Source organism: Curtobacterium sp. MCBD17_030 (assembly GCF_003224255.1).
Taxonomy (GTDB): Bacteria; Actinomycetota; Actinomycetes; order Actinomycetales; family Microbacteriaceae; genus Curtobacterium.
This window is the reverse complement of the sequence record NZ_QKLI01000001.1, coordinates 470345-495989: the sequence shown is the minus strand read 5'-3', so window position 1 is coordinate 495989 and position 25645 is coordinate 470345. Positions and strand designations below refer to the sequence as shown.

The 25645-nt window shown below is 71.8% G+C and carries 25 protein-coding genes; 19 read left to right on the top strand and 6 right to left on the bottom strand.

From position 1 onward, the window contains the following. Nucleotides 1-3: 3 nt before the first annotated feature. On the bottom strand, nt 4-705 hold the full coding sequence (locus tag DEI89_RS02280; RefSeq protein WP_110902512.1) for a YafY family protein: 702 nt from the start codon (nt 703-705) through the stop codon (nt 4-6). A 191-nt stretch (nt 706-896) separates the two neighbouring features. Between DEI89_RS02280 and DEI89_RS02275 the strand changes: the two genes are divergently transcribed. Continuing rightward, nucleotides 897-2588, top strand: coding sequence for a class I adenylate-forming enzyme family protein (locus DEI89_RS02275; RefSeq protein WP_110902379.1), 1692 nt, complete (start codon nt 897-899; stop codon nt 2586-2588). 75 nt (nt 2589-2663) lie between these two features. Here the strand turns inward: DEI89_RS02275 and DEI89_RS02270 are convergent, their stop codons facing one another. Beyond that, a complete protein-coding gene (locus DEI89_RS02270; protein ID WP_258368638.1) occupies nt 2664-4256 on the bottom strand; it encodes a peptide chain release factor 3 in 1593 nt (530 codons plus the stop codon). Nucleotides 4257-4473: 217 nt separating this feature from the next. Here DEI89_RS02270 and DEI89_RS02265 point away from each other — a divergent pair, with 217 nt between their 5' ends. Both DEI89_RS02265 and DEI89_RS02260 read left to right on the top strand, forming a co-directional pair. After that, a complete protein-coding gene (locus DEI89_RS02265) occupies nt 4474-5403 on the top strand; it encodes a helix-turn-helix transcriptional regulator (RefSeq protein ID WP_110902378.1) in 930 nt (309 codons plus the stop codon). Between the two features lie 70 nt (nt 5404-5473). Continuing rightward, entirely contained in the window at nt 5474-6667 is a 1194-nt protein-coding gene (locus tag DEI89_RS02260; protein WP_110902377.1) for an MFS transporter, read from the top strand. A gap of 12 nt (nt 6668-6679) precedes the next feature. On the opposite strand, the gene DEI89_RS02255 is transcribed toward DEI89_RS02260, so the two are convergent. Next, complete coding sequence (locus DEI89_RS02255; RefSeq protein ID WP_110902376.1) at nt 6680-8017, bottom strand: LCP family protein; 1338 nt, start codon at nt 8015-8017, stop codon at nt 6680-6682. 90 nt (nt 8018-8107) lie between these two features. Next, complete coding sequence (locus tag DEI89_RS02250; protein WP_110902375.1) at nt 8108-8512, bottom strand: MerR family transcriptional regulator; 405 nt, start codon at nt 8510-8512, stop codon at nt 8108-8110. Between the two features lie 96 nt (nt 8513-8608). Between DEI89_RS02250 and DEI89_RS02245 the strand changes: the two genes are divergently transcribed. Further along, entirely contained in the window at nt 8609-9310 is a 702-nt protein-coding gene (locus DEI89_RS02245) for an SDR family oxidoreductase (RefSeq protein WP_110902374.1), read from the top strand. A gap of 81 nt (nt 9311-9391) precedes the next feature. Here the strand turns inward: DEI89_RS02245 and DEI89_RS02240 are convergent, their stop codons facing one another. Beyond that, nucleotides 9392-10135, bottom strand: a complete 744-nt coding sequence (locus tag DEI89_RS02240; protein ID WP_110902373.1) for an SDR family NAD(P)-dependent oxidoreductase — start codon at nt 10133-10135, stop codon at nt 9392-9394. 34 nt (nt 10136-10169) lie between these two features. Between DEI89_RS02240 and DEI89_RS02235 the strand changes: the two genes are divergently transcribed. The 15 genes from DEI89_RS02235 to csrA all read left to right on the top strand — a co-directional run bounded on the left by DEI89_RS02235 (nt 10170) and on the right by csrA (nt 22797). Then, nucleotides 10170-10388: a hypothetical protein gene (locus DEI89_RS02235; RefSeq protein ID WP_110902372.1), complete on the top strand. Its 219-nt coding sequence runs from the start codon at nt 10170-10172 to the stop codon at nt 10386-10388. A 50-nt stretch (nt 10389-10438) separates the two neighbouring features. Next, nucleotides 10439-12028, top strand: coding sequence for a Na+/H+ antiporter (locus DEI89_RS02230; protein ID WP_110902371.1), 1590 nt, complete (start codon nt 10439-10441; stop codon nt 12026-12028). 124 nt (nt 12029-12152) lie between these two features. After that, complete coding sequence (locus DEI89_RS02225) at nt 12153-12434, top strand: flagellar FlbD family protein (protein ID WP_110902370.1); 282 nt, start codon at nt 12153-12155, stop codon at nt 12432-12434. A gap of 1 nt (nt 12435) precedes the next feature. Further along, nucleotides 12436-13248, top strand: coding sequence for a motility protein A (locus DEI89_RS02220; protein WP_110902369.1), 813 nt, complete (start codon nt 12436-12438; stop codon nt 13246-13248). A 2-nt stretch (nt 13249-13250) separates the two neighbouring features. Further along, a complete protein-coding gene (locus DEI89_RS02215) occupies nt 13251-14180 on the top strand; it encodes a flagellar motor protein MotB (protein WP_110902368.1) in 930 nt (309 codons plus the stop codon). A 68-nt stretch (nt 14181-14248) separates the two neighbouring features. Then, nucleotides 14249-15130 (top strand): flagellar motor switch protein FliM, encoded by an 882-nt coding sequence (locus tag DEI89_RS02210; protein WP_110902367.1) that lies wholly within the window; start codon nt 14249-14251, stop codon nt 15128-15130. Next, a complete protein-coding gene (gene fliN, locus DEI89_RS02205; protein ID WP_110902366.1) occupies nt 15127-15840 on the top strand; it encodes a flagellar motor switch protein FliN in 714 nt (237 codons plus the stop codon). Before DEI89_RS02210 ends, fliN begins: the two co-directional genes overlap by 4 nt. A 4-nt stretch (nt 15841-15844) precedes the next feature. After that, nucleotides 15845-16390, top strand: a complete 546-nt coding sequence (locus DEI89_RS02200) for a flagellar biosynthetic protein FliO (RefSeq protein ID WP_110902365.1) — start codon at nt 15845-15847, stop codon at nt 16388-16390. A gap of 50 nt (nt 16391-16440) precedes the next feature. Next, the gene (gene fliP, locus DEI89_RS02195) at nt 16441-17214 is read left to right on the top strand and encodes a flagellar type III secretion system pore protein FliP (protein ID WP_258366098.1); all 774 of its coding nucleotides are present in this window, start codon (nt 16441-16443) and stop codon (nt 17212-17214) included. Between the two features lie 42 nt (nt 17215-17256). After that, a complete protein-coding gene (locus tag DEI89_RS02190) occupies nt 17257-17532 on the top strand; it encodes a flagellar biosynthetic protein FliQ (protein WP_110902510.1) in 276 nt (91 codons plus the stop codon). Further along, nucleotides 17532-18293, top strand: coding sequence for a flagellar biosynthetic protein FliR (locus DEI89_RS02185; RefSeq protein ID WP_110902363.1), 762 nt, complete (start codon nt 17532-17534; stop codon nt 18291-18293). Before DEI89_RS02190 ends, DEI89_RS02185 begins: the two co-directional genes overlap by 1 nt. Before the next feature lie 4 nt (nt 18294-18297). Continuing rightward, nucleotides 18298-19497: a flagellar biosynthesis protein FlhB gene (locus DEI89_RS02180; protein WP_110902362.1), complete on the top strand. Its 1200-nt coding sequence runs from the start codon at nt 18298-18300 to the stop codon at nt 19495-19497. Next, complete coding sequence (locus DEI89_RS02175; protein ID WP_110902361.1) at nt 19494-21548, top strand: flagellar biosynthesis protein FlhA; 2055 nt, start codon at nt 19494-19496, stop codon at nt 21546-21548. Before DEI89_RS02180 ends, DEI89_RS02175 begins: the two co-directional genes overlap by 4 nt. Next, nucleotides 21523-22476 (top strand): hypothetical protein, encoded by a 954-nt coding sequence (locus DEI89_RS02170; RefSeq protein WP_110902360.1) that lies wholly within the window; start codon nt 21523-21525, stop codon nt 22474-22476. Before DEI89_RS02175 ends, DEI89_RS02170 begins: the two co-directional genes overlap by 26 nt. 69 nt (nt 22477-22545) lie before the next feature. After that, nucleotides 22546-22797, top strand: a complete 252-nt coding sequence (gene csrA, locus DEI89_RS02165; protein WP_110902359.1) for a carbon storage regulator CsrA — start codon at nt 22546-22548, stop codon at nt 22795-22797. A gap of 517 nt (nt 22798-23314) precedes the next feature. On the opposite strand, the gene DEI89_RS02160 is transcribed toward csrA, so the two are convergent. Next, on the bottom strand, nt 23315-25468 hold the full coding sequence (locus tag DEI89_RS02160) for an acyl-CoA dehydrogenase (protein ID WP_110902358.1): 2154 nt from the start codon (nt 25466-25468) through the stop codon (nt 23315-23317). Nucleotides 25469-25645 lie beyond the last annotated feature (177 nt).

Below are 25645 nucleotides of genomic sequence, written 5' to 3'. Positions count from 1 at the left end.
CGGTCAGTCGACGTGCTCGGTGACGGATCGGAGGCGACCGTACGGGATGTCCAGGTCCTCGCGGCGGAGCGTCCGCGGCTGCGGACGCTCGTCGGTCAGTTCGATCGACAGCACCCGGTCGCCGCGGAAGGCGCGGACACCGTCCCGCAGGCGGCACCAGGCGATCAGGTACCAGTCGCCGGTCTTGCCGATCGACCCCAGCGGTTCGACCTCCCGGACGGACTCCGACCCCGAGCGGTCCCGGTACCGCAGCCGGACCACCCGGTCTGCCCGGAGTGCGGCGGCGAAGGCCGGCAGCACCGGTGCGTCGTCGGCGGGTTCGAGCAGGTGCACCCGTGACGCCAGGGCCCTGGCACGTCGAGCGTCGTCCTCCGGCATCACCGCGAGGACCTTCCGGACGGCGGTCGCGGCGGCCTGTCGGAAGGGCCCACGCTGCAGCGTCCCGAGCCCGACCAACACCGCGAGCGCTTCGTCCGGTGTGAACCCGGTCGGCCAGAGCGTCGCGGTCGCGTCGATGACGTAGCCCCCGGTCCTGCCGGGCTCCGCCCAGATCGGGAGGCCCGACTGCTGCAACGCCGAGAGGTCGCGCTCGACGGTCCGCACCGACACCCCGAACCGCTCGGCGAGCCAGCGCGCGCTGCGGGGCCGGGGAGCGACAGCGCGCAACTCCTCGACGAGGGCGTAGAGGCGGTCGGTGCGGTTCACTCCACCATCATGCGACTCGGGAGTCGGCGCGGAGACCACGATCTGGGACCCGTCGGCGTCGGCCGAGCTCGACGAGCCCTGCCCCGGTCCGGGAGTGATCCGGCGGTGGACGTCTGTCCGCACAGCGGGGTCCGGGTTCGCTCCTGGCGGAATGGTTCCGGTGCTGAAGTTCATGCGGCTTTGATCGTCACATGAGTGCAGATGGTTCCGACGTCCGACGTGCGTACGACCCGACCCGGCTGCGGGCGGTCTTCGAGCGGAACTTCACCTATGCCTCCGCCGTGGAGCGCAACGTGCACCGGTTCGGCGGCAAGCCCGCTCTGAGCGACCCGGAGACCGGGCGGTCGTGGACGTACGCCCAGCTCGGCGCGGTCACCGGACACCTGGTCGGTGGCCTCGCACGCCACGGTGTGCAAGCCGGCGACGTCGTCTGCTACCAGCTGATGAACCGGCCGGAGTTCGCGTTCCTCTACGTCGCGACCCAGGGCTTGCGTGCCGTGGGCTCGCCGATGAACTTCCGTCTTGCACCCGGGGAGACCGCACACATCCTCGACGACGCCGAGCCCGTGGTCTTCGTCTACGAAGCCGCTGCTTCCGCCGACGTCGCGACCGCGCTCGCACTGGCCTCCCATCGACCGGCCGTGCTGGTCTCGGTCGGAGAGCCGGCCCCTGACGTCGAGCCGTTGCCGGGCTCGATCACCTTCGCGGAGTTGCTCGACACGTCGGCACCGTCGTTCCGAGCTCCCGAAGCCGGCACCGTCTGGGACGAGACCACCCGCCTCTACACCTCGGGCACCACGGGCCGCCCGAAGGCCGTGCCCCTGTCGAGCCTCAACGAGACCCTGAGTGCGCACGACGTGATCATGCACCTGCCGCTGTCACCCCGGGACCGGACGCTGAACATGTCGCCCTGGTTCCACCGGGGCGGCGTGTACTGCGCGGGACCGAACCCGGTGTTCTACGTCGGGGCGGAAGCCGTCACCCTGCGGCAGTTCGACCCGGTGCGCGTCCTCGACCTGATCGAGGAGTCGAGCCTGACGTTCGTCGTCGGAGCTCCGACGAACCTGGAGCGCCTCGCGGACGAGCAGGAGGCGCGACCCCGTGACCTGTCGAGCCTCACCGGCATCGTGACGATGGGGGCACCCTTCGAACGGCAGGCGGCGCTGCGGTACCAGCGGGTGCTCACCCCGAACATCTCGAACGGGTACGGCACGACCGAGACCTTCTGGAACACGTTCCTCCGTGGCTACGAGTTGACCGCCAACGCGGGTGCCGCCGGACGCGCGAACATCGACGACGACGTCGCCGTCGTGCAGGCCCTCGCCGGACGGCTCGCCGACCCGCGGGACCAGGTGGCCAAGGACGGCAAGGAGATCGGCGAGATCGCGATCCGGTCGATCAAGTCCGGGTACGCCTACGTGCACAACCCGGACGCAGAGCAGGCGAAGTTCCAGGACGGGTGGTTCTACCCGGGTGACCTCGCCACCTGGAACGAGGACGAAGTCGTCACGATCGTCGGCCGGAAGGACGACATGCTCATCTCCGGCGGCGAGAACGTGCACCCCGTGCAGGTCGAAGAGGTCCTCGCCGGTCACGCCGGGGTCGCGGACTCGATCGTGGTCGGGAAGGCGGACCCCGAGTGGGGCCAGGTCGTCGTCGCGTACGTCGTCCGTCGCAGCGGACAGCTGACCGATCCCACTTCCGCGGCTTCGGCTCTCGACGCGCACTGCAGGACGAGCACCGACCTCGCCGACTTCAAGCGGCCGCGCCTCTACGCCTTCGTCGACGAGTTGCCCTACACGGCCACCGGGAAGAAGCAGCACTTCGTGATGCAGCGCCGCACCACCGACGACGCGGAAGCCGGTCTGTTCGTCCGCCCCTGAGTGCAGTGGCGCCAGCGCGCTGGCGACCCGACGGCGAGGTCGGCGGATGTTCACCGTCGCGACTCAGCGGGAGGTTCACACCGGTGCCGGCAGCTCCAGGCCCTTGAGCTCGCGCATCACGGAGTTGAGGTGCCACTGGTCGCGGAACAGCCCGTAGCGGTCGCGGTCGGTGGTGACGATCTCCAGGTCGCGCCGCCGCTCGAGCAACGCGAGGTCGGAGTCCGTGACGGTGCGCACCATCGTCCACGGCAGCGGTTCGACGCGGACGGCGGTGCCGAACTCCGCCGACAGGCGCGACGTCAGGACCTCGAGCTGCAGCGACCCGATGACGCCGACCATCGGCGCCTGCGCTGTCCGACGCTCGGACTCGAGCAGCTGCACGACGCCCTCCCCGGCGAGCTGTTGCATGCCCTTGCGGAACTTCTTCGCGGTGCTCGGGTCGGTGGGCGCGACGGTGGCGAACATCTCCGGCGCGAACCGGGGGAGCGGCTCGAACTCGACGGCCTCGTCGCTGTACAGGGTGTCCCCGGGGTGCAGCATCGTCGCGTTCACCAGACCGACCACGTCGCCGGGCCAGGCGACGTCGACGGTGTCGCGCTCCCGACCGAACACGCTGAGCGCGTGCTTGGTGTTGAACCGTCGGCCGGACTGCGCGTGGGTCAGCATCATGCCGCGGTCGAACCGGCCCGAGCAGATGCGGACGAAGGCGACCTGGTCGTGGTGGGCAGGGTCCATGTTCGCCTGCACCTTGAACACCTGGGCTGCGAAGGGCTCGGTGACCGGACGGGGCGCGCCGTCCTCGGTGCGACGGGGGAGCGCGGCAGGGGCGGTGTCGCGCAGGAAGCGCAGCAGGTCGACCGTGCCGAGGTGCTTGGTGGCGACGCCGAAGAACACCGGCATGCTCACGCGCGCGTGGAAGTCGTCCTGGTCGGGCAGCCCACGGACCTCGCGGGTGAGCTCGACCTCTTCCAGCGCGGTCGCCCACGCACTGCTGAACAGTTCGGCGGCCTCGTCCGCCGAGCGCTCGGTCGCGACCGGCAGGTGCCCACCGCCGGTGGACTCGTACGTGGTCAGGGTCCCGGTCATGGTGTCCACCAGTCCCTGCAGGTCACCGGCCTCACCGACCGGCCAGGTGACCGGCGTCGGGGCACGTCCGGTGCGCTCCTCGAGCTCGTCGAGCAGGTCGAGGGCTTCACGGCCGGGGCGGTCCCACTTGTTGACGACGGCGATGACGGGGATGTCGCGGGTGCGGCAGACCTCGAACAGACGGATCGTCTGCGCCTCCATGCCCTTCGCGGCGTCGATCAGCATGACCGCGCAGTCGACGGCCGCGAGCGCGCGGTAGGTGTCCTCGGAGAAGTCGGCGTGGCCGGGGGTGTCGACGACGTTGATGAGCGTGCCGCCAGCGTCGAGTTGGACGACGGCGGAGCTGATCGAGATCCCGCGGCTCCGCTCGATCTCCATCCAGTCGGACACGGTCGCGCGCCGGGTGGACTTGCCCTTGACCGCACCGGCCTCGTCGATCGCGGAAGCCGCCAGGGTCAGCGACTCGGTGAGCGTGGACTTGCCGGCGTCCGGGTGGGCGATCACGGCGACGGTCCGACGGCGTTCGGCTTCCCGCTCGATCGTGCCGGCGGCGGCGGTGTCCGCCGGGGACGGACCGGTCACGCGTCGCCCCGCTCGTGGCGTCGACCGACGGCGTGACCTGGGTGTTCCGACTTCTGCACCCTCCGACGATAGCGACTGCTCCGGACAGTCGACGAACCGGGGCCCTCCGGGAGGCCCGCCGGGTCCGGCGCGTTCCGGACGCCCGCGACCCCCGACCGCCGCCGGGGTACCGCGACAGGGAACCCCTCTCCGGCACCTTCCGCCGTACCGTGGGCCCATGCCGAACGAGAACGAGGTACGGGACTTCCTGATGTCGCGGCGCGCGCGCATCGCGCCGGAGTCGGTCGGACTCCCGGGCGGTGCCGGTCGGCGGGTCCCGGGCCTCCGACGCGGCGAGGTCGCGGTCCTCGCCGGGGTGAGCGCCGAGTACTACGCGCGGATCGAGCGGGGGAACCTGGCCGGGGTCACCGACACCGTGCTCGACGCGATCGCCCGGACGCTGCGGTTCGACGACTCCGAGCGATCGCACCTGTTCGACCTGGCCCGGTCGGCGAACGTGTCACCGGTGCGCCGGGCCCGCACGAGCACCTCGGGGTCGGTCCGTCCGGGGCTCCGCTTCGCGCTCGAGGCGATGCGGGACGTCGTCGCCTTCGTGCAGAACGCCCGTCTCGACGTGGTGGCGATGAGCGACCTCGCCCGGGCGCTGTACAGCGACGTCGTCGAGACCGGAGGCGACCAGCCGAACTTCGCCCGGTTCGCGTTCCTGCACCAGGACCTGTCCCGTCGGCTCTACCCGGACTGGGAGGGAGCGGCGGACATCTCGGTCGCGATGCTGCGGACCGCGGCCGGCCGCCACCCCGACGACCGCGGACTGCGGGACCTGATCGGTGAGCTCGCGACGCTCAGCCCGGAGTTCCGGCAGAAGTGGGCGGCGCACGAGGTCCGGTTGCACACCCACGGCGTCAAGGCCTTCCACCACCACGCGGTCGGCGACGTCCGGCTCTACTTCGAGAACCTGACGCCGGGCCTCGACAGCGAGCACAGTCTGCTCGTCTACGCGGCGGAGCCGGGCAGCACGGACGCCGAGTCCTTGCAGCTGCTGGCGAGCTGGGCCGCGACACGGGCGGGGGACGGTGCCCGGGCGACCTGCGTGTCGGACGAGATGCGCGCCTCCCGGCCGGCTGGCGTCGACCGAGACGTGCCCTGACAGGGCGTCCTCCGTCCGGTGGCCCCGCCGTACGGTCGATCCGGCCGCAGCACCGACAGGACGGACCCCGATGACGACCACCGCATCCACCCCGACGACGACGGGGGACACCCAGACCCGCATCCCGTGGAGCGCGCTCGTCGCCCTCGCCGCGATCGGGTTCCTGCTGCTGTCCGCCGAGACGATGCCGGCAGGGCTGCTGCCGCTGATGGCCCGGGACCTGGACACCGGCGAGGGTGTCATCGGTCAGTTCATCAGCGTCTGGGCGCTCGGCACCGTCGTGGTCACCGTGCCGGCCATCACGCTCACCCGCGGGATGCGCCGGAAGCCGCTGCTGCTCATGACCCTGACCTGCCTGGTGCTCGCGAACGCCGTGACCGCGATCTCGTCGGACGTCGTCGTCTCGCTCGTCTCCCGCTTCGTCGGCGGTGCGGCCACCGGCGTCCTGTGGGGGATGCTGGCCGCGTACGGGCGTCGGATCAGCCCGCCCTCCCGTGGTGGCCTGGCCCTGGCGATCGTGTCGACGGGTGCGCCGGTCGGTTTCGCCCTCGGCACACCACTCGGCGCCTGGGTCGGCGGGGTGCTGGACTGGCGCTGGTCCTTCGTCGGCATCTCCGTGCTCGGCGTCGTGCTGCTCGTCCTGGTCACGCTCCTGGTGCCGGACATCGCGGGACAGCCCGCCGGCGGGCGCCTGCCGCTGCAGCGGGTGTTCCTCCTCCGCGGGGTGCCGGTCGTCCTCGCCGTCATCTTCGTGTGGATGCTGGGCCACAACACGATCTACACGTACATCACACCGTTCCTGCGCGACACCGGCACGGGTCTCTCGGCGGACCTGGTGCTGCTGGTCTACGGCGTCTGCTCGATCGGTGGCGTCGTCCTGACGGCGGCCCTGATCGACCGGTACCCCCGGGGGCTGCTGTGGGCGAGCCTCGGCGGCTTCGTCGTCGCTGCGGTGCTGCTCGTCGTCGGGCACGGATCAGCCCCGGTCGTCCTCGGTGCGGCCGTGCTGTGGGGGCTGACCTTCGGAGGTGCGGCGCCACAGTTGCAGAGTGCACTGACGATCGCGGGCGGCACGGAGTCGGACCTGGCGAACGCGTTCCTGCCGGTGGCGTTCAACCTCGCGATCTCCGCCGCCGGTCTGGTCGGCGCGCTGCTCATCGCGGTCTCGGGTGGGCTGGTCCTCGCGGTGTCCATGGCCGTCCTCGGGGCCCTGGCGCTGGTCGTGACGGTGGTCGGCCGGCAGACCTTCGCCGGTCGTGCCTGAACGGAGCCCGGCCTAGTACTCCGACTTCGCCGCGCAGGTCACCGTGTCGGCGGTCTGGCCGGAGACCGAGTCCGGCAGCTCAGCCGCGGACGCGCTCGCCCGGGGCGTCGCCGGAGGCGTCGTCGTGTTCCCGGAAACGGGCGGGGTGGTGGTGGTGGCTGATGGGCTGGCGGGAGCCGACGGCTTCGCGGTGGGCGCGTCGGGATCGCGCACGGCGGAACGGCCGAGGCTGTTCGGGGCGAGCTGCACCGGTTCGTCGGCCTGCAGCGCAGCCGTCAGGGTCTCCGCGGGCCCCTCGGACACCAGGACCCGAGCCGGGTCCTGGGGGTCGTCGACGACCGGGAACTGGACGAACACCATGTTCGAGAGTCCGACGGTGTTGACCGCGAGGGCGAGGCGCGCCAGGGTCGCCGCGTCGTTGAGCGAATCCGACAGGACCATGTTCTTGAAGGCGGTGTCCGCGAGCCGCAGGACCTTCGCCGGGTTGGTGAGCGTGCCGGCGGAGACGGTCTGGCGGGCGAGGGCGGACATGAACGTCTGCTGGTTGCTGATCCGGCCGAGGTCGCTCGCGTCGCCGACGCCGTGTCGCGACCGGAGGAACGCAGCGGCCTCGGCCCCTCGGAGCTCGCGGTTGCCGGGCTGCAGGTCGAGCGCCGGGGTGACGTCATCGTCCTTGATCGGCGTGGCGAGGCAGACCGTGACACCGCCGACCGCGTCGGCCATCCGGACGACCCCGTCGAAGGTGATCTTGCCCGCGTAGGCGATCTGCAGGCCGGTGAGCTTGCCGATGGTGCTCGCGACGCAGGCCAGGCCGTGCTGCTCGCCGCCGCGGGAGAGCGCCGTGTTGAGCATCGCGGCGGACGAGGCCGGGGTGACGGCACCGTCGTCGTTCGTGCACGCGGGGATCGGGACGACGAGGTCACGCGGGAAGCTGATGACCGACATGTTCGAGTGGTCGGCCGAGATGTGCACGAGGAGGTTGGTGTCGTTGTTGCCGACGCCGTTGCTCGCCTGCTGGTTCGCCGGGTCGTCGAACCCGGCACCCTGTCCGTCGCGGGTGTCGGTCGCGACGAGCAGCATGTTGACCTCGCCCGACTGGGCCGTCAGCGCGGGCGCCTTCTTCGCAGTGGTGCCGGGCATCACGAGGGAGACCGAGGGCTGGGCGCTCTGCAGGACCTGCCAGGTGGCGATGGCGGCGATCGAACCGGACCCCACCACGGCGACCGCGGCGACGACGGCGACGCCGCGCAGCACGAACCCGAACGGACCGCGACGACGCAGCCTGCCGTGCCGGATGAGCGGTGACGAGCTCGTCGACTGGTCCGCGTGCGCTCGTCCGTCGTCCGACATGCATCCCCCGGGGTCAGTCCGGGAGAGGCCCCGGTTCCGTCATCATGCCGGACCGCAGGGCTCCGCACCGTCGAGACACCTGAGAGACCGTCAGGCGGCGGCGCCCTCGTCCACCGCGAGCACCTCGGTCCGGAGCGCGGGGCAGTGCTCGGGACTCGGGTGCTCGGAGATGTGGATGACCTCGTCGAGCCGGTCCCGGGTCGCCGTCAGCTCGGCCAGCTGTGCGGTGATCCGGTCGCGTTCCTGCACGAGCAGGGCGAAGGACTCGGCCGTGGCTTCACCGGCGTCGACGCAGGGCAGGAGCCGGACGATGGTGCGGCTCGGCAGTCCGGCGGCGAAGAGCTGCTGCACGAGGCGGACCCGGTCCACGGCCTCCGTCCCGTAGGTCCGTTGCCCGGTGCCGGTCCGGGTGGCGGTGAGCATCCCCTGCTCCTCGTAGTAGCGGAGCGAGCGGACGCTCACCCCGGTCCGGGCAGCGAGGTCGCCGATGCGCATGTCGTCTCCGTTCGGGGCTTGCCCCTGACACTGATGTGAGGTCTTACCGTAACCGAGCCGCAGCGGGACGGACCCGTTCGGCGGAAGGAAACCACCATGGACATCACCGGATCCGTCGCCCTCGTCACCGGTTCGAACCGCGGCATCGGACGACACTTCGTCGAACAGCTCCTCGAACGCGGCGCGTCGAAGGTCTACGCCACCGCCCGGCGTCCCGACCTCGTCGACGTCCCCGGGGTCGAGGTGCTCGCCCTCGACATCACCGACCCGGCCTCGGTCGCGGCCGCCGCCGCAGCAGCCAGCGACGTCACGCTGCTGATCGACAACGCCGGCGTCTCGTCGTCCGGCTCGCTGCTCACCGACGACCTGGCGGACGCCCGCCGAGCCGTCGACACCCACCTCTGGGGAACGCTCGACATGGTCCGGACGTTCGCGCCCGTCATCGAGCGGAACGGCGGGGGTGCGATCGTCAACGTCCTCTCCGCGCTCTCCTGGTTCTCGGCGCCGGGCGCGGGTGGGTACGCCATCGCGAAGGCGGCCGAGTGGAACATGACCAACGCCGTCCGGCTCGAGCTCGCCGGCCGAGGAGTCACCGTGCAGGGCCTCCACCTCGGCGCCGCCGACACCGACATGATGGCCGGCTACGACGGCCCGATGACCGACCCCGCGGACGTCGTCCGTGCGGCCCTCGACGGGGTCGAGCGGGACGCCACCGAGGTGCTGGTCGACGACTGGACCCGCATGGTCAAGGCCTCCCTCGCGGGCGACCCGGTGGACTTCTCCGCCGAGATCGGCTGAACCGCCCGCTCGGGATCGGCCGGCAGCCGCCGGGGACCTGACTGACGGGAGGCCCGTGGCGACACCGCCACGGACCTCCCGTCAGTCAGGTGCACCGGACCGTCGGATCCGTTCGCCCGTCACGTCCGCCAGTGCGGCGAGCAGCGCGTCCTGGAACGCGGAGTCGCGCACGGCGGTCTGCGGTGTCGCCCGCTCCCCGTGGTACCAGTAGCCGGGGGTCTCGGCGTCCGGATCGTCGGTGACGGCGAGCCAGTCCTGTGTGCGGTGGCCGGCCTCCAGGTCGTCGGGTGCCCCCGCGCCGCCCATCTTCGTCGGCACCCAACCCGGGTCGACGGCGTGTGCGACGACGCCCGGCCGCAGGCGGGGGAGCGCAGCGGCGATCGCGGTCACGAAGAGCTTGCTGTCCGAGTACGACGAGCCGGTCGACGTGTGCCAGTCGATCCGGTCGAGCGACGCCGAGCCGCCGCGGTGCATGCCGCTCGTGAGGACGACGTGCCGTCGGACGTCCGGCAGCAGCGCGGTGAGCAGGTACGGCGCGACGACGTTGACGGGCAGGACGTCCGGCCCCGAGAGGACCCCGGCGTTGTGGATGACCGCGGTGAGTCCGGAGCCGCCGAGCTCGCTGGCAAGGCGCCAGACCGCACGCGCGTCGGCGAGGTCCGCCGTGACCAGGGTCGCGCCACGGTCGACGAGGTCGGACAGGGTCTCGGCGCGGCTGCCGTTCCGTGCGTGCACGACGACGTGGTGGCCGTCAGCGAGCAGGGACTCGGCGGAGAGCCGCCCGAGTCCCTCGGTGGATCCGGTGACGAGGACGGTGTGTTCCATCAGCGCAGCGTACGTCGTGGCCGATGATGGGGGAGTGGACGGTCAGGGACAGCAGCCGCGATGGCGGAAGACGTGGTCGACGGTGCAGGTCGGGGTGTTGTCCGCGGCCGTGGTCGGCTGCATCGTGCTCCTGCTGACCGGGGACGGAACGCTCGACCGTGTCTACGCGGTCGCGCTCGTGTTCTTCGGCATCGCCCTGCTCGGGCACGTCACCTTCCTGGTGCTCACGGCCCGGGCCGAGCGGGGACGCTGAGCGGACGACCGCGTACACGTCCACCCGCACCCTGTCAGGCTGGACTCCCCATGGAACTCATCGCGCCCGAACTCGTCGTCGTGCTCGTGGTGGCGATCGCCGTCGCGACCGCCGTCTCGAACCGGCTGCGCGTCGCGCCCCCGGTCCTCCTGCTCGCCTTCGGGGCCGCGATCGCCTTCATCCCCGCGTTCGGGAAGCTGGAGCTACCCGCCGACGTGGTGCTCTTCCTGTTCCTGCCGGCACTGCTCTACTGGGAGAGCCTGACGATCTCGCTCCGCGAGATCCGGAACAACCTGCGCGGCATCGTCCTGATGGGCACGCTCCTGGTCGTGCTCACCGCCGGCGGTGTGGCGACGATCCTGCACCTGCTCGGGATGCCCTGGGGCCCCGCGTGGGTGCTCGGTGCCGCGGTCGCGCCGACGGACGCCACCGCGGTCGGTGCGCTGACCCGGTCGCTGCCACGTCGGAACACGACCGTCCTGCGCGCGGAGTCCCTGGTGAACGACGGGACGACGCTCGTCATCTACGGCATCGCGGTCGCGGTCACGGCGGGGGAGCAGGAGCTCACCGTCTGGAACGTGTCCGGCATGCTCCTCCTGTCCTACCTCGGTGGGATCGCGGCCGGACTCGTGACGTCGTGGCTCGGGATGCTCGTCCTCCGTCGGATCCACGCGGTCGTGCTCGAGAACCTGCTGACGCTGCTGGTGCCGTTCGCCGCCTTCCTCGCTGCCGAGGCGGTGGGTGCCTCCGGCGTCCTCGCGGTCGTGGTGGCAGGGCTCGTCGTCAGCCAGGTCGCGCCGAAGCTCGACCGGGCCGAGACGCGCCAGCAGGTGCGGTCGTTCTGGTCCTTCAGCACGTTCCTGCTCAACGGCGCCCTGTTCGTGCTGGTCGGGATCGAGGCGACGATCGCGGTCCGGGAGCTCGCCGGGCAGGAGATCGCCCGGGGCCTCGGGCTGATCGGGATCGTCTCGGTCACCGTCGTCGTCCTGCGCTTCGCGTTCCTCAACCTCACCTGGGGGACGGTGCGGCTCGTCACGCTGCGGACGGGAGGCTCGCCCCGCGAAGGACACCGCGACCGGCTGGTCAGTGGGTTGACCGGGTTCCGCGGCGCCGTCTCGCTCGCCGCCGCCGTGGCCGTCCCGCGGCTGGTCGAGAGCGGTGGCGCGTTCCCGGACCGCGACCTCATCGTGTTCGTCACCGCCGGTGTCGTGGTGGTCACCATCGTCGGGCAGTCGCTCGTGCTGCCGGCCGTCGTGCGCTGGGCGTCCTTCGACGGCAGCGGCGAGGTCCTCGAGGAGCGCCGATCCGCCGAGCGCACGGCGTTGGAGGAAGCTCTCGACGCGCTGCCGCGGCTGGCCCGGAAGACCGGTGCCGAAGCGGAGATCGTCGACCGCATCCGCGAGGACTACGAGGGTCACCTGGCGCTCGTCAAGGCCGAGGAGAGCGACGACGAGGAGCACCCGCTGCTGGTCCAGCGCGGCGCTGCGGTCGAACTCGAGCTCGCACTCGTCCGGCTGAAGGCGGCGACGGTCCTGCGGTTGCGCGACCAGGGTGAGATCGACGACCTGGTCCTGCGGCAGGTCCGCGCCGAGTACGACGCCGAGGAGACCCGACTGCTCCGGCTCGACCAGCGCGGCTGACGATCCGTCCGCCTCCTTACGGCCGGCGGGCGTCCGCCGATAGTGCGTACTGACCACCCACGGACGGGCGGTCGAACACCTGCCCCACGGACGGCGGCGGGTCGATCGAGAACCAGGACGGGCCATGATCGTCGTCACGCGACTGAACGGCAGCGGTTTCGCTGTGAACCCCGATCTCGTGGAGCGCATCCAGGAGACGCCGGACACGACGCTCATCATGGTCGACGGGGCGAAGTACATCGTCCGCGAGTCGCTGGCCGAGGTCATCGACCGCATCGCCGGGTACCGAGCACGCATAGTCAGCATGGCGTACGGCACCGACCGGCCCGTCGGCCGCGACGGCACGGGCCCGCAGCCGACCCTCGCCCCGGTCGCTCCGCTCCGCGCCCAGGACGGAGGTCGCTGACGTGGACATCGCGACCATCATCGGCATCCTCCTGGCCTTCGGCGCACTCTTCGGCATGGTCGAGATGGAGCACGTCGAACTCGGCGGTCTGTTCCTCCCCGCGCCGATGCTCCTGGTCTTCGGCGCCACCATCGGCTGCGGCATCGCGAGCACCACGCTGAAGGACGCCCTCTCGGCGTTCAGGTCCGCGCCGAAGGCGTTCACCGGCAAGGTCACCCCGCCGCAGGCCGTCATCGACGACGTCGTCGGACTGGCCGAGACCGCCCGTTCGAACGGCCTGCTCGCGCTCGAGCAGGAGGCCGACAAGCACGACGACCCGTTCATGAAGAAGGCGCTGCAGAACATCGCCGACGGCACCGACGGCGACGAGCTGCGGATCCTGCTCGAGGACGAGATCGAGTCGAACGCCGCGCCGATGCGGAGCGCGAGTGCGTTCTTCATGGGGCTCGGCGGCTTCGCCCCGACAGTCGGCATCATCGGCACCGTCGTCTCCCTGACCCACGTCCTGGCGAACCTCGGCAAGCCGGACGAACTCGGCCCGCTCATCGCCAGTGCCTTCGTCGCGACGCTGTGGGGTCTGCTCACCGCCAACTTCCTCTGGCTGCCGATCGGCGGGAAGCTCCGGAAGCTCGCCCAGCTCGAGTCGGACCGGCAGACACTGCTGATGGAGGGCCTCCTGGCCGTGCAGGCCGGCAGCCAGCCACGGCTCCTCGGTGAGCGCCTCACCGCGATGGTGCCGCCGAGCGCCCGTGGTGCATCGGGCAAGAGCGCCAAGGTCAAGGCCGGCGCCGACGACCAGCAGCTGGCGGCCTGAGCATGAGCGCCAACCCCCGGGGGCGCGGGCGTGGTCGGAAGAAGCGCGGCCACGACGAGGCCGAACACCCCGACGAGCGCTGGATGGCCTCGTACATGGACATGATCACGGTCCTGATGTGCATGTTCCTCGTGCTGTTCGCCATGTCGACCGTCGACCAGGAGAAGTACATGGCGCTGAAGAACTCGCTCGCCACCGGGTTCGGCGAAGTGAAGTCGCAGAAGGTCGACACCGCTTCCGGCACCGTTGTGACGAAGGACCAGGTCGAGGACGGCTCCGGCTACTCGACCGACAAGGCGCACGCGGACCACTCCACCGCGGCCTCGGGCGCGAAGGACACCAACGTCGACCCGGCGTCCACCGTCGTGCCGCAGACCGCGGCCAAGGCGGACGTGAAGGCCGCGCAGGAGGAGCTCGACGACCTCAGAGCCATCGAGGCCGCGATCAAGGGCAACCTCGACGAGGCCGGCCAGAGTTCCAACGTGCAGTTCACGGTCGACGCCCGCGGACTCACCGTCCGGCTGATCGGCAGCGAGACGTACTTCGGGACGAACAGCGCCGACCTGTCGGACCAGGCGAAGCGGATCATGGACGCCATCGCCCCGGTCCTCCGCGGCGCCGACCACGACGTCAGCGTCGAGGGACACGCCGACAGCCGGAACTCCACCGCTCCGTACGCGACGAACTGGGAGCTCAGCGCCGCCCGCGCGACCGGGGTGCTCCGTGACCTCGTCGAACGGGGCGGGATGCCGGCCGCCCGGATCCAGTCCGTCGGCTTCGGGTCCAGCCGGCCGCTCGCGAAGGGCAGCACGGACGGGGACCTCGCGTTGAACCGCCGCGTCGACATCGTGGTCCTGTCGAACGCCGACCAGGACGTCAGCGCCCTCATGCCGAGCCTCGCGAAGGCGCAGGACGGAGCGCGCTCCGGGTAGGCGCGACCGTCGCCCCAGAAGAGGGGCCAGAGCTGACGGCCGCCCCCGGGCAGCCGAGAGTACGACTCGTGACCGAGACCCTGACCGCGCCCGAGGTGTACGACTTCGCGCGCCCGTCGACGCTCGCTCGCGAGCACGCCCGGGTCCTCGAGCTCGCCTTCGAGACCTTCGCGCGGCAGTGGGGCACGCAGCTGACCGCGAAGGTCCGTGTCCTCAGCCAGGTCACCTGCGAGCAGGTCGCGATGATGACCTACGACGAGTACGCGGCGTCGTTGCCCGCACTCACCGGGATGGTCTTGCTGCCCATCGAGGGAGTCACCGCCAAGGGGGTCCTGCAGGTCCCGCTCGACGCCGCCCTGGCCTGGGTGTCACACTCGCTCGGCGCCTCGAAGCCGCTGCCGACACCCGAGCGGACGTTCACCCCGATCGAGCAGGCCCTCGTGCGCCGCCTGGTCGAGGACGCCCTCGACGACCTCCGCTACTCCCTCGGCGGGCTGCTCGACCAGCCCGTCACCGCCGGGGCCTTCCAGTTCAACAGCCAGTTCGCCCAGGCCGCCCAGAAGTCCGACCTGATGATCGTCGTGTCGTTCGAGATCCGGGTGGGGGAGCGCATCGCCGCCGGCACGCTCGCCCTGCCCGCCGAGGCCGTCCTGCCCCAGCTCGTCGACCGCCCGGCCGACGTCTCGACCGCCGACGCGAAGGCACTGCTCGACGCGCAGCTCGCGTCGGTGCCGGTCGGCGTCTCGCTCCGCTTCGCCCCGGCCACCGTCCTGCCGGCACAGGTCCTCGGCCTCGCCGTCGGCGACGTCCTGCCGCTGCCGCACCCGCAGCACCGCCCACTCACCATCTCCGTCGACGGTGAACCCGTCGGCACCGCCGCCGTCGGCGCGAACGGCTCGCGGCTCGCGGGCGTCGTCGTCACCACCACCGCATCGGAGCCGTCCGCATGACCGCCGTCACCTCCACCCTGCACACGACCGCCGCCGAGGCGCTCGCCAGCGCATTGCCCACCGCCGTCCCGCTCGTTGCGGTCGCCCAGCCGGGAGGCCCGTCCGCCAACCTGCAGGCACGTGCCGCCGACGCCGTGGTCGCCTCCTTCGTCGGTGGCGTCTCCGCGGACCTCGCCGTGGTGCTGCTCGACCTCGCCGCCATCACGGCAGCGGGCGGCGTCGACGCCGGCCTCGTGTCCGTCGCCGACGTCCTCCGCCCGTCCCTCGAGGCAGCGGTCGCCCCGTTCGGTGCCGGCGTGCTCGGTGAGGGCCGCCGCGACTCCGCCGTCGCCCTGGTCGCCGACCCGGAGGCCGTGGTGTTCGCCCTGACCGGCGCCGGGCAGCCGATGGGCTGGGTCGCGATCCGGATCCGCGAGAACGGCACCGTCGCCGAGCCGATCGCGGCCGCGCCGGTCCTGTCCGCCGGCAACCTCGGCCGCATCAACAGCGTCGAGATGACCCTCACCGTCGAGATCGGCCGCACCCGGATGTCGGTGCGGGACGTGCTCGGCATGGAGCCCGGTGCCGTCGTCGAACTCGACCGCTCCGCCGGTGCCCCCGCCGACGTGCTCCTCAACGGACGGCTCATCGCGCACGGCGAGGTCGTCGTCGTCGACCAGGACTACGCCGTCCGCATCACCAAGATCCTCGACGTCGCCGAGACGGTCTGACCCGGTGGACACGCTCGTCATCGCACTCCGCGTCGCGCTCTCCCTCGGTGTCGTGCTCGCCCTCATGTGGGTGCTGCACCGCCGCATGCAGAAGGGGCAGTTCGGCGCGGGACGTACCCGGGGGCGTCGTTCGGCGTCACTCGAGGTCGTCGCCCGTCAGGGCATCGGCGGCAAGGCGAGCGTGGTCGTGGTCGACGTCGACGGGGAGCGGCTCGTCCTCGGCGTGGCCGAGCACGGCGTGACCCTCCTCACGAGCGGCCGGGCACCCGCGCCGGAACTCACGATCGTGACGGGCCCGGTCGCACTGCCGACGGCGGACGCGTTCCGTGCGGAACTGGACCGGCAGGACCAGGCCGCACCCAGCCTCCAGTCCGACACCGCGTCCGCCGGGACGCCCACCGATCCACTGCCGCTGCGGCCGCGCGGCCGACGCGCCGCGCCGCGCACCAACGCCCTCGTCCCGACGGCCACGCAGCTGCAGGGCTCGGTCCTCTCCGCGGACACCTGGCGCCAGGCGGCGTCGGCGCTCCGCTCCCGGCGGACCGGGTGAGCGCGGCCCGCACGGGCAGGGTGCTGCTGTTCGTCCTCCTCGGACTGACGATGGTGGCCGGCTTCCTCATGCTCACCACGACCGGCGCCCACGCGGCCGGTGTGGTCCAGCCGACCGCCCCCGCGGCCCCGACCGCCCCGCCGACGCCGTCCACCGGCGGCTTCAGCGTCGACGTCAACGGCCCCGACGGCACGCCGTCCTCCGCCGTGGTCACCCTGATCGGGATCACGCTGCTCAGCGTCGCACCGGCGCTGCTGCTGATGATGACCTCGTTCACCAAGATCTTCGTCGTCCTCGCCATGACCCGGAACGCGCTCGGCTTGCAGTCGATCCCGCCGAACCAGGTGATCGCCGGACTCGCCCTGTTCCTGTCGCTGTTCGTGATGGCACCCGTCATCGGGCACGTCAACGACGACGCCGTGCAGCCGTACCTGGCCGGGCACCTCGACTTCCAGCAGGCCGTCGAGATCGGCACCAAGCCGCTCCGGACGTTCATGCTGCACCAGACCCGCGACGAGGACGTCGCCCTCATCACCCGCGCCGCCGGTCAGGCGAACCCGAAGGACATGTCCGCCGTGCCGATGACGACGGTCATCCCGGCGTTCATCATCTCGGAGCTCCGCAGCGCGTTCATCATCGGGTTCGTCATCTTCATCCCGTTCCTGGTGATCGACCTCGTCGTCTCCGCAGCCCTGATGTCGATGGGCATGATGATGCTCCCGCCGGTGATGATCTCGCTGCCCTTCAAGATCCTGCTGTTCGTCCTGGTCGACGGCTGGGGACTCATCATCACCTCGCTCATCGAGAGCTACCACGTTGTCTAGCGCGACGTGGTCCGGACCCGACACCGTGCCCGGGGGGCTCTCGTGAACCAGCAGGCGGTCATCGACCTCACCCTCCAGGCGCTCCTGGTCGCCGGCAAGCTCGCGGCGCCCGTGCTCATCACCTCGCTCGTCGTCGGCTTCGCGATCTCGCTGTTCCAGTCCGTGACCCAGATCCAGGAGGTCACGCTCTCGTTCGTGCCGAAGGCCCTGGCCGTGGCGATCGCCCTGGTCGTCTGCGGCAACTGGATGATCTCCGAGATGATCGCCTTCACGCACGTGGCGTTCGACATGATCCCGAAGCTGCTCGGGAGCGGCTGATGGACCTGGTCTTCGACGCCGCCCGGCTCGAGGGCACGATGCTCGCCGGCGTCCGGCTCGTCGCGTTCTTCGTGGTCGCCCCGCCGTTCTCGTACAAGGCGTTCCCCGGCGTCGTGAAGGTGATCCTCGGCCTGGGCCTCGCGATCGGCGTCGCCCCGAAGGTCACCGCCGGGTACGAGCAGCTCGACACGGCCGCCTTCCTCGTCGCCCTCGTCACCCAGCTGCTCGTCGGACTGGTGCTCGGCTTCATGGTGTACCTGGTGTTCGCGGCCGTGCAGTCCGCGGGCGCGCTCGTCGACCTGTTCGGCGGGTTCACGCTCGCGCAGGCGTACGACCCGCAGTCGCAGGTGAACGGCGCCCAGTTCACCCGGCTGTTCCAGATGGCCTCGCTCGCGCTGCTGTTCGCCTCTGGCGGCTACCAGCTGATCATCGGCGGGCTGGTCCGGTCCTTCGACGGCGTGCCGCTCGTGGACGGCCGCTTCCCGATCGACGGGATCGCGCCGATGCTCGTCGCGGCGTTCGGGCAGATGTTCCTCGCGGCACTGCAGATCGCCGGCCCGCTCGTCGTCGTGCTGTTCCTCGCCGACGTCGGCCTGGGCCTGCTCACCCGCGTCGCCCCCGCCCTGAACGCGTTCCAGATGGGCTTCCCGATCAAGATCGGCCTCACCGTCCTGTTCGCCGGCGCGCTCTTCATGGCCCTGCCGAGCGTCGTGTCGTCGCTCACCGGCGACGCCGTCCAGGCGATCACGGGCAGGGGGTGACGGCATGTCGGACAGTGGAGAACGCTCCGAACAGGCATCCGACAAGCGGATGCGCGAGGTGCGCCGCAAGGGGCAGCTCGGCCGGTCGCAGGACCTCAGCGCCTGGATCGGCATCGCCGTCGCCGCGCTGATGGTCCCGTCCACGATCGGGCACGCCTCGGCGGCCGGGCAGCAGCAGCTGCACGCCGTGACCCTCGTCATCGCGGACCCGAGCATCGGCACCATGCGGCACGTCCTCGACGACGCCCTCGCCTCGATCGGCAGCACGATCGGCCCGATGCTCGCCGTCGTCGCCGTCGCGGTGCTCGCCGTCGCGGTCGCCCAGGGCGGCGTGCACATCAAGAAGCTCACCCCGGAGCCGGACCACTTCGATCCCGTCGCCGGCGTGAAGCGGGTGTTCGGTACGCAGGCGCTCTGGAACGGGGTGAAGGCACTGCTGAAGACGGCGGTGGTCGGGCTCGTGCTGTGGTTCGCCGTGCAGGGACTTGTCCCCGTGCTCATGTCGAGCGGCTCGCTGCCGCTGACGAGCGTCCTCGAAGCTGCCGGAGCCGGCGCGGGCACCCTGCTCCGCGCCGCGATCGCCGCCGGGCTCGTCCTCGCCGCGCTCGACGTGTTCGTCGTCATCCGCCGGAACCGCAAGCGCACGATGATGACCAAGCGCGAGGTCAAGGACGAGAACAAGCAGGCCGAGGGTGACCCGCTCGTGAAGTCGCAGCGTCGCTCCCGGCAGCTCGCCGCCAGCCGGAACCGGATGATCGCCGCGATCGGCACCGCCGACGTCGTGATGACCAACCCGACCCACTACGCCGTGGCGATCAGGTACGAGGCCGGCAAGTCCGCACCCCGGGTCGTGGCGAAGGGCGCCGGACCCGTCGCCGACGCAATCCGCCTGAAGGCCACCGAGGAACGGGTGCCGATGGTCCAGGACGTCCCGCTCACCCGTGCACTGCACGCCGCGTGCGAGCTCGGTCAGGAGATCCCCGTCGACCTCTACACGCCCGTCGCCCGCGTCCTGTCGTTCGTGATGACGCTCGCCGCCCGCGGTGCCACCGTCGGCACGCACACCCCGCCCCCCCCCACCACCCCGGAGGAGGTCGCCACCGTGCTCGACCCGACCACGCTCAGCGGCGACGTCCGCCCCCGCAAGCTCCGGACCCCGCGTCCCGTCACCGAACCCACTCCCGGAGAGGCCCTCCCCGCATGAAGCGCGCCGACCTGCCGAAGTTCGCCGTCCCGGTGCTCATCGTCGGCATCATCCTGCTGTTGATCCTGCCGGTGCCGCCGTTCCTGCTGGACGTCCTCATCATCTGCAACATCCTGCTGGCGCTGGTGATCCTGCTCACCACGCTGTTCGTGAAGAAGCCGCTCGACTTCTCGGTGTTCCCGTCGCTGCTGCTCGTCGCGACGCTGTTCCGGCTCGGGCTCAACGTCGCCTCGACCCGCCTCGTGCTCGCGCAGGGCTTCGCAGGCGACGTCATCCAGGCCTTCGGGCACGTCGCCGTGGCCGGCTCGGTCATCATCGGCGCGGTGATCTTCCTCATCCTCGTGGTGATCCAGTTCGTCGTCGTCACGAAGGGCGCCGAGCGCGTCGCCGAGGTCGGTGCGCGCTTCACCCTCGACGCGATGCCCGGCAAGCAGATGGCCATCGACGCCGACCTCAACGCCGGACTCATCACGGACGAACAGGCCAAGGAGCGCCGCGCGGCGGTGTCCGCCGAGGCCGACTTCTACGGCGCGATGGACGGCGCGTCGAAGTTCGTCAAGGGCGACGCGATCGCCGGCATCCTGATCCTCGTCATCAACCTCGTCGGCGGCATCGCGATCGGCATGCTGCAGAACGGCATGTCGATCACGGACGCGCTCTCGCACTACGGCATCCTCACCATCGGTGACGGCCTCGTGTCGCAGATCCCCGCGCTCCTGATGGCCGTGTCGACCGGCATGATCGTCACCCGCTCCGGGGCCGAGTCCGACATCGGCACGTCGGCCTCCGACCAGCTGTCACAGTCCCGGACCGCCCTGATGATCGCTGGCGCTGCCGCGATCGCGATGGGGTTCATCCCCGGCATGCCGATCCTGCCGTTCCTGCTCATCGGCGCGACCCTGCTCTTCACCGGGTGGCGGATCGGCCAGAACGCGAAGCGTGCCGCCGCCACGGCCGCCGAGCAGCAGGCGCTCGCGGCCGCCGCCCCGGCGAGCGACACCCCCGAGGACCTCCTCGAGCAGATGCGCGTGCACGCCCTCGAGATCCTGCTCGCCCCCGACCTCGTCGACATGGTCTCCGGCGCCTCCGACGACCTGCTCGGCCGGGTCCGTGCACTCCGCCGCAAGATCGCCATCGACATGGGGATCGTCGTCCCGCCGGTCCGGACCCGGGACAGCATCGACCTCCCGCCCGCCACCTACGCCATCCGGATCGCCGGGGTCGAGGCCGGTCGCGGCACCGCCCCCGCGCGGAGCGTCCTGGCCCTCGGCGAACAGCTCGACGGCCTGCCCGGTGACCCCACCGTCGAGCCGGTGTTCGGCCTCGCCGGCAAGTGGGTCCCCGCGGAACTCCGGCACGCCGCCGAGATGACCGGCGCGACCGTCATCGACCGCGTGTCCGTGCTGGTCACCCACCTGCAGGCCGTGATCGGCGACAACGCTGCCCGGCTGCTCACCCGCGAGGACGTCAAGGTCCTGGCCGAGGGCGTCAAGCAGGTCAACCCCGCCGCCGTCGAGGAGCTCGTGCCCGGGATGCTCTCGATGGCCGAACTGCAGCGGGTCCTGCAGGGGCTGCTCGCCGAGCGGGTGCCGATCAACGACCTCGGCCGGATCTGCGAGGCGCTGACCCTCCGCGCGAAGGTCTCCACCGACCCCGAGGGCCTGGTCGAGTCGGCTCGCGCCTCGCTCGGTCCGGCACTGGCCGCCCGACACCTCGACGGCACGGTGCTCCGTGTCATCATGATCGACCCGGTGCTCGAACAGGCGATGCTCGAGGGGCTCCGGCCGTCCGAGCAGGGCAGCCAGATCCTCCTCGACGCGCACCGGATCGAACAGGTCCTGGGCTCCGTCCGGGACTCGGTCCGCGCCGTCGAGGACCAGGGCCTGTCCGCCGTCCTGGTCTGTGCCCCCCAGCTCCGCCCGGCCGTGCACCGCATGGTGTCGGCGCAGGCGAACGGGCTGCCGGTGCTGTCGTACCAGGAGGCGACCGCCGCGGGCTCCACCATCGAGACCGTGGGGGTGGTCCGTGCCGCCGATCCGATCGCAGCGTAGCGGCGCGACGCTCGACGAGGTCCGCGCCGGCGTCCTCGCCGAGTTCGGCCCCGGCGCGCGCATCGTCTCCGCCGAACGCGTCACCACCGGCGGGGTGGCCGGGCTGTTCCGGAAGGCCCACGTCGAGGCCGTCATCGAGGTCCCCGACCCGCTCGACCCGCCGACCGCCCGCGTCGCGATCGCCTCCTCCCCGGCCAAGCGAGCGGGCATCGCGGCGCTCCTCGCCGACGCCGAGGCAGCCGAGTCCCGCATCGCCGACTCCGACGGCACCGCCACCGTCCGGGCGGACGCCTTCGCGTTGGTCCTCGACGGTTTCGCCGCGGACGGACTGGCCCCGCCGCGCCGGGCCGCCACCCGACCGGCCGCGGTCGAGCCGGGCCTCCCGTCCGCGACCGACGGTGCGGTGCCGTCCGTGACCAGCCTGCCGGGAGGCCCGGACACCGACCCGTGGGCCGACCTGCGCGCCGAGCTGCTCGCCCCCTCGACCACCGGTGTCCCCTCCGCTCCGGCACCCGCACCCGCACCCGCACCCGTGGTCCGCTCGGCGGACGGTGACCTCGTCCTGCTCGTCGGCCGCGCCACCGACGTCGACGCCGCCGCCGGGGTGTTCGCGAGTCGGCACGGCCTGCGTGCCACGGCGGCCTCGGACCGGCGGAGCGGCATCCTCGCCCGCGCCGACGCCGTGCGCGACGGCGTCGCACTGCTCGCGGTCGCGGCGTGGACCGACGTGGCGACCACCACGTCACTCGCACCGGACCAGGTGTGGGTCGTCGTCGACGTCGGGCGGAAGCACGAGGACGCCGTCACGATGCTCAGCGCCGTGGTCGAGGTCGGCGTCCCGATCGCCGGCATCCTGGCGATCGGCGCCGAGGAGACGAGCACCCCGGAGACCGTCCGCCTGCTCGGGGTCCCGGTCCGGACGCTCTGACCGATGCTCGCCGCCGCCTGGTGCTCGTCGCTGCCGGGCTGGCGGCGGGGGAGTCGCTAGGCTGGTGCGGTGCTGGTACTCACGCGGAAGGTCGGCGAGCGGATCCTCATCGGTGACGACATCGTCATCACGGTGCTCGACTCCCGCGGTGACGGTGTCCGCATCGGGATCGACGCCCCTCGTGGCGTGAAGATCCAGCGCGAAGAGGTCGTCCGTGCCGTCGCCGAGGCGAACGTCGCCGCTGCCGCAGGCGCCGACGACGACGCCGAAGCACGCCTGCGCGCCGCACTCGGCACCCCGCGGCCGCCCGCTGCCGACTGACGCGCTGCGGCCTGCTGGCGTGGCGCCGCTCGGCTGCTGGCGCGGCCGGCCGGGCGCGGCGCCGTTCGGCTGCGCCGCGGCGCCGTACGGCTGCGCCCAACGGCATCCGGCTCGAACCGCGGTGTCCCGCGGTTCGACCGGGTTCCTGTTGTGCGGGTCCTCGCCGCGCCAGCTGGCGGCAGCCCGGCGGTACCCCGGCGGCAGTGCTGCCCGCCGCGCCCGGCCGGGCGCGGCGCCGTTCGGCTGCGCCCAACGGCATCCGGCTCGAACCGCGGTGTCCCGCGGTTCGCCCGGGTTCCTGTTGTGCGGATCCTCGCCGCGCCAGCTGGCGGCAGCCCGGCGGTACCCCGGCGGCAGTGCCGCCCGCCGCGCCCGCCCGGGCGCGGCACCGTTCGGCTGCGCCCAACGGCATCCGGCCCGAACCGCGGTGTCCCGCGGTTCGGGCCGGTTCCTGTTGTGCGGATCCTCGCCGCGCCCCGCGCGCCGCGCCCCGCGCGCGCCGCGCCCCGCGCCGCGCCTACGGCCGGGGCTTCTTCTCCTGCTCGGGGAGCCGACCCGCAGCACGCTCGGCGGCGTACCAGGCCCGGGCCTCGTCCTGTCGTGCCTGCTCAGTACCGGCAGCGATGGGGGAGCGGACGTGCGCCGGCTCGTACCCGAAGGACTCGATGAGCTGCGGGACGACCGGACGGATCCGCGCCACGAGCCGGTCGACGTACGCCGAGACCGCTCGGGCACGCTGCGCCGAGAGCCGACCGTGCAGCAGGTGCCAGTCGAGGTGCTGTTCGATCAACCCGAGGGCGAACAGGTCGCGCAGCCAGACCAGCACGGTCCGGGTGTCTCCCGGCGGGACGTCGGCGATCGCGTCCGTGAAGGCGTCCCACTGCATGAGCTCGGCGTGCGCCTTCGACGCCTCGATGAGCTCGTGCTGCGACCGGTTCAACAGCACGGCCGCGCGGGCGCGGTCTTTGCCGGCGGTCCGGAGGCGCATCCCGATCTCGGTGACCATCGTCTCGACGCGCCCGGCCAGCAGCGCGCGCTGCGTCCCGCTGTCCTGCAGGTCGGCCACCGAGGCCGCGAGCGAACCGCGGTCGGACACGGTCTGGCCCAGCCGGCGGAGGCCCGTGGCATCGGCGAGCTTCGACCCGACCTGGGTCGCGACGAACTTCGCTGTCGAGGCGGCGTCGCGCGGTGCGGCCTTGCGGAAGTCGGTGAGCAGGCGCTTGCCGACGAGCTGCAGCAGGACGGTGTTGTCGCCCTCGAACGTCACGTAGACGTCGAGATCGGCGCGGAGGCCCGTGATGCGGTTCTCGGCGAGGAACCCGGCGCCGCCGGTCGCCTCGCGGCACTCCTGCAGCGTGTCGAGTGCCGACCAGGTGGACATGGACTTGAACGCCGCTGCCTGGGTCTCGAGGTCCTCGCGACGCTCCGGGGTGTCCGCTCGCCCGCTGAACACGTCGTCGAAGGTCTGCAGCAGCTTCTCGTGGGCGAAGGACTGCGCGAACACGGTCGCCAGACGCGGGATGAGACGGCGCTGGTGCCGGCCGTAGTCGAGGAGCACACCCTCCTGCCCGTCGCCGGTGGGGAACTGCCGACGCTGCATCGCGTAGGTCAGGGCGATCTGCAGCCCGACCTTCTGCGCGACGACCGCGGCGCCGTCGAGCGACACCCGGCCCTGCACGAGCGTGCCGAGCATGGTGAAGAAGCGCCGGCCGGGGGACTCGATGGGCGAGGAGTACGTGCCGTCCTCGGCGACGTCGCCGTAGCGGTTGAGCAGGTTCGTGCGGGGGATCCGGACGTGGTCGAACCAGAGCCGGCCGTTGTCGATGCCGTTCAGTCCGCCCTTGACCCCGTCGTCCTCGCCGCCGACCCCGGGCAGGAAGCCGTCGTCGTCGCGGAGCGGGACGTAGAAGGCGTGCACACCGTGGTCGATGCCCTGCGTGACGAGCTTGGCGAACACGACCGCGGCCTTGCCGTGCAGGGCGGCGTTGCCGATGTAGTCCTTCCACGCACCGCGGAAGGGCGTGTGCACGACGAACTCCTGCGTCTCCGGGTCGTAGGTCGCACTCGTCGCGATGTTCTGCACGTCGGAGCCGTGGCCGGTCTCGGTCATCGCGAAACAGCCGGGGACGTCGAAGGCGATGATGCCGGGCAGGAACTCGCGGTGGTTCCGCTCGGTGCCCAGGTGGTGCACGGCCGAGGCGAAGAGACCCCACTGCACGCCGGCCTTGATCTGCAGTGACGGGTCGGCGACGGTCAGTTCCTCGAACGCCGCCAGGTTGCCGCCGTGGTTGTCCTGACCGCCGAACTGCGGCGGGTAAGGACGCTGGATCGCCCCGGCGTCGACCAGGATGCGGAGCTGCTCGAAGACCCGGGCACGGTGCTCGGCGATCGGCTGTCCCTCGATCTTGTGCAGCGCGGGGTCGCGGGCCAGTCGGCGGGAGATCCGGCGGTCCTCGGCCCAGCGACCGAGCAGGTGCTCGGCGAGCAGGTCGACGTCGATCCGGACGTCGGTGTCCGTGCCGCCGGTCGGGGTGCCGGCTGCCGGGTCGCCCGTGGCGTCGGCCTTCGGCGCGCTGCCGGAGGCTCGCGTGTCCGAGCCCGGCGTGCCGGTCGGACCGGCGCTGCTCGGACGGCGCTCGGTGTTGCTGCGGACTGGTGCGGTGTCGACCATCGGGTGCCTCCTGAACTGCACGGTGGACGGACCGCGTCACTGCAGGGCGGTCCGACCAAGCCAGCGTAGGCACCCGTGTTGCGGATGGCATGACAGCCGTGCCAGGGCCACAACCGGTCCGGTCGGCCGAACCTCGTCATTGGTGGGAACCCTCCAAGACCCGCCCGGGACATCCGT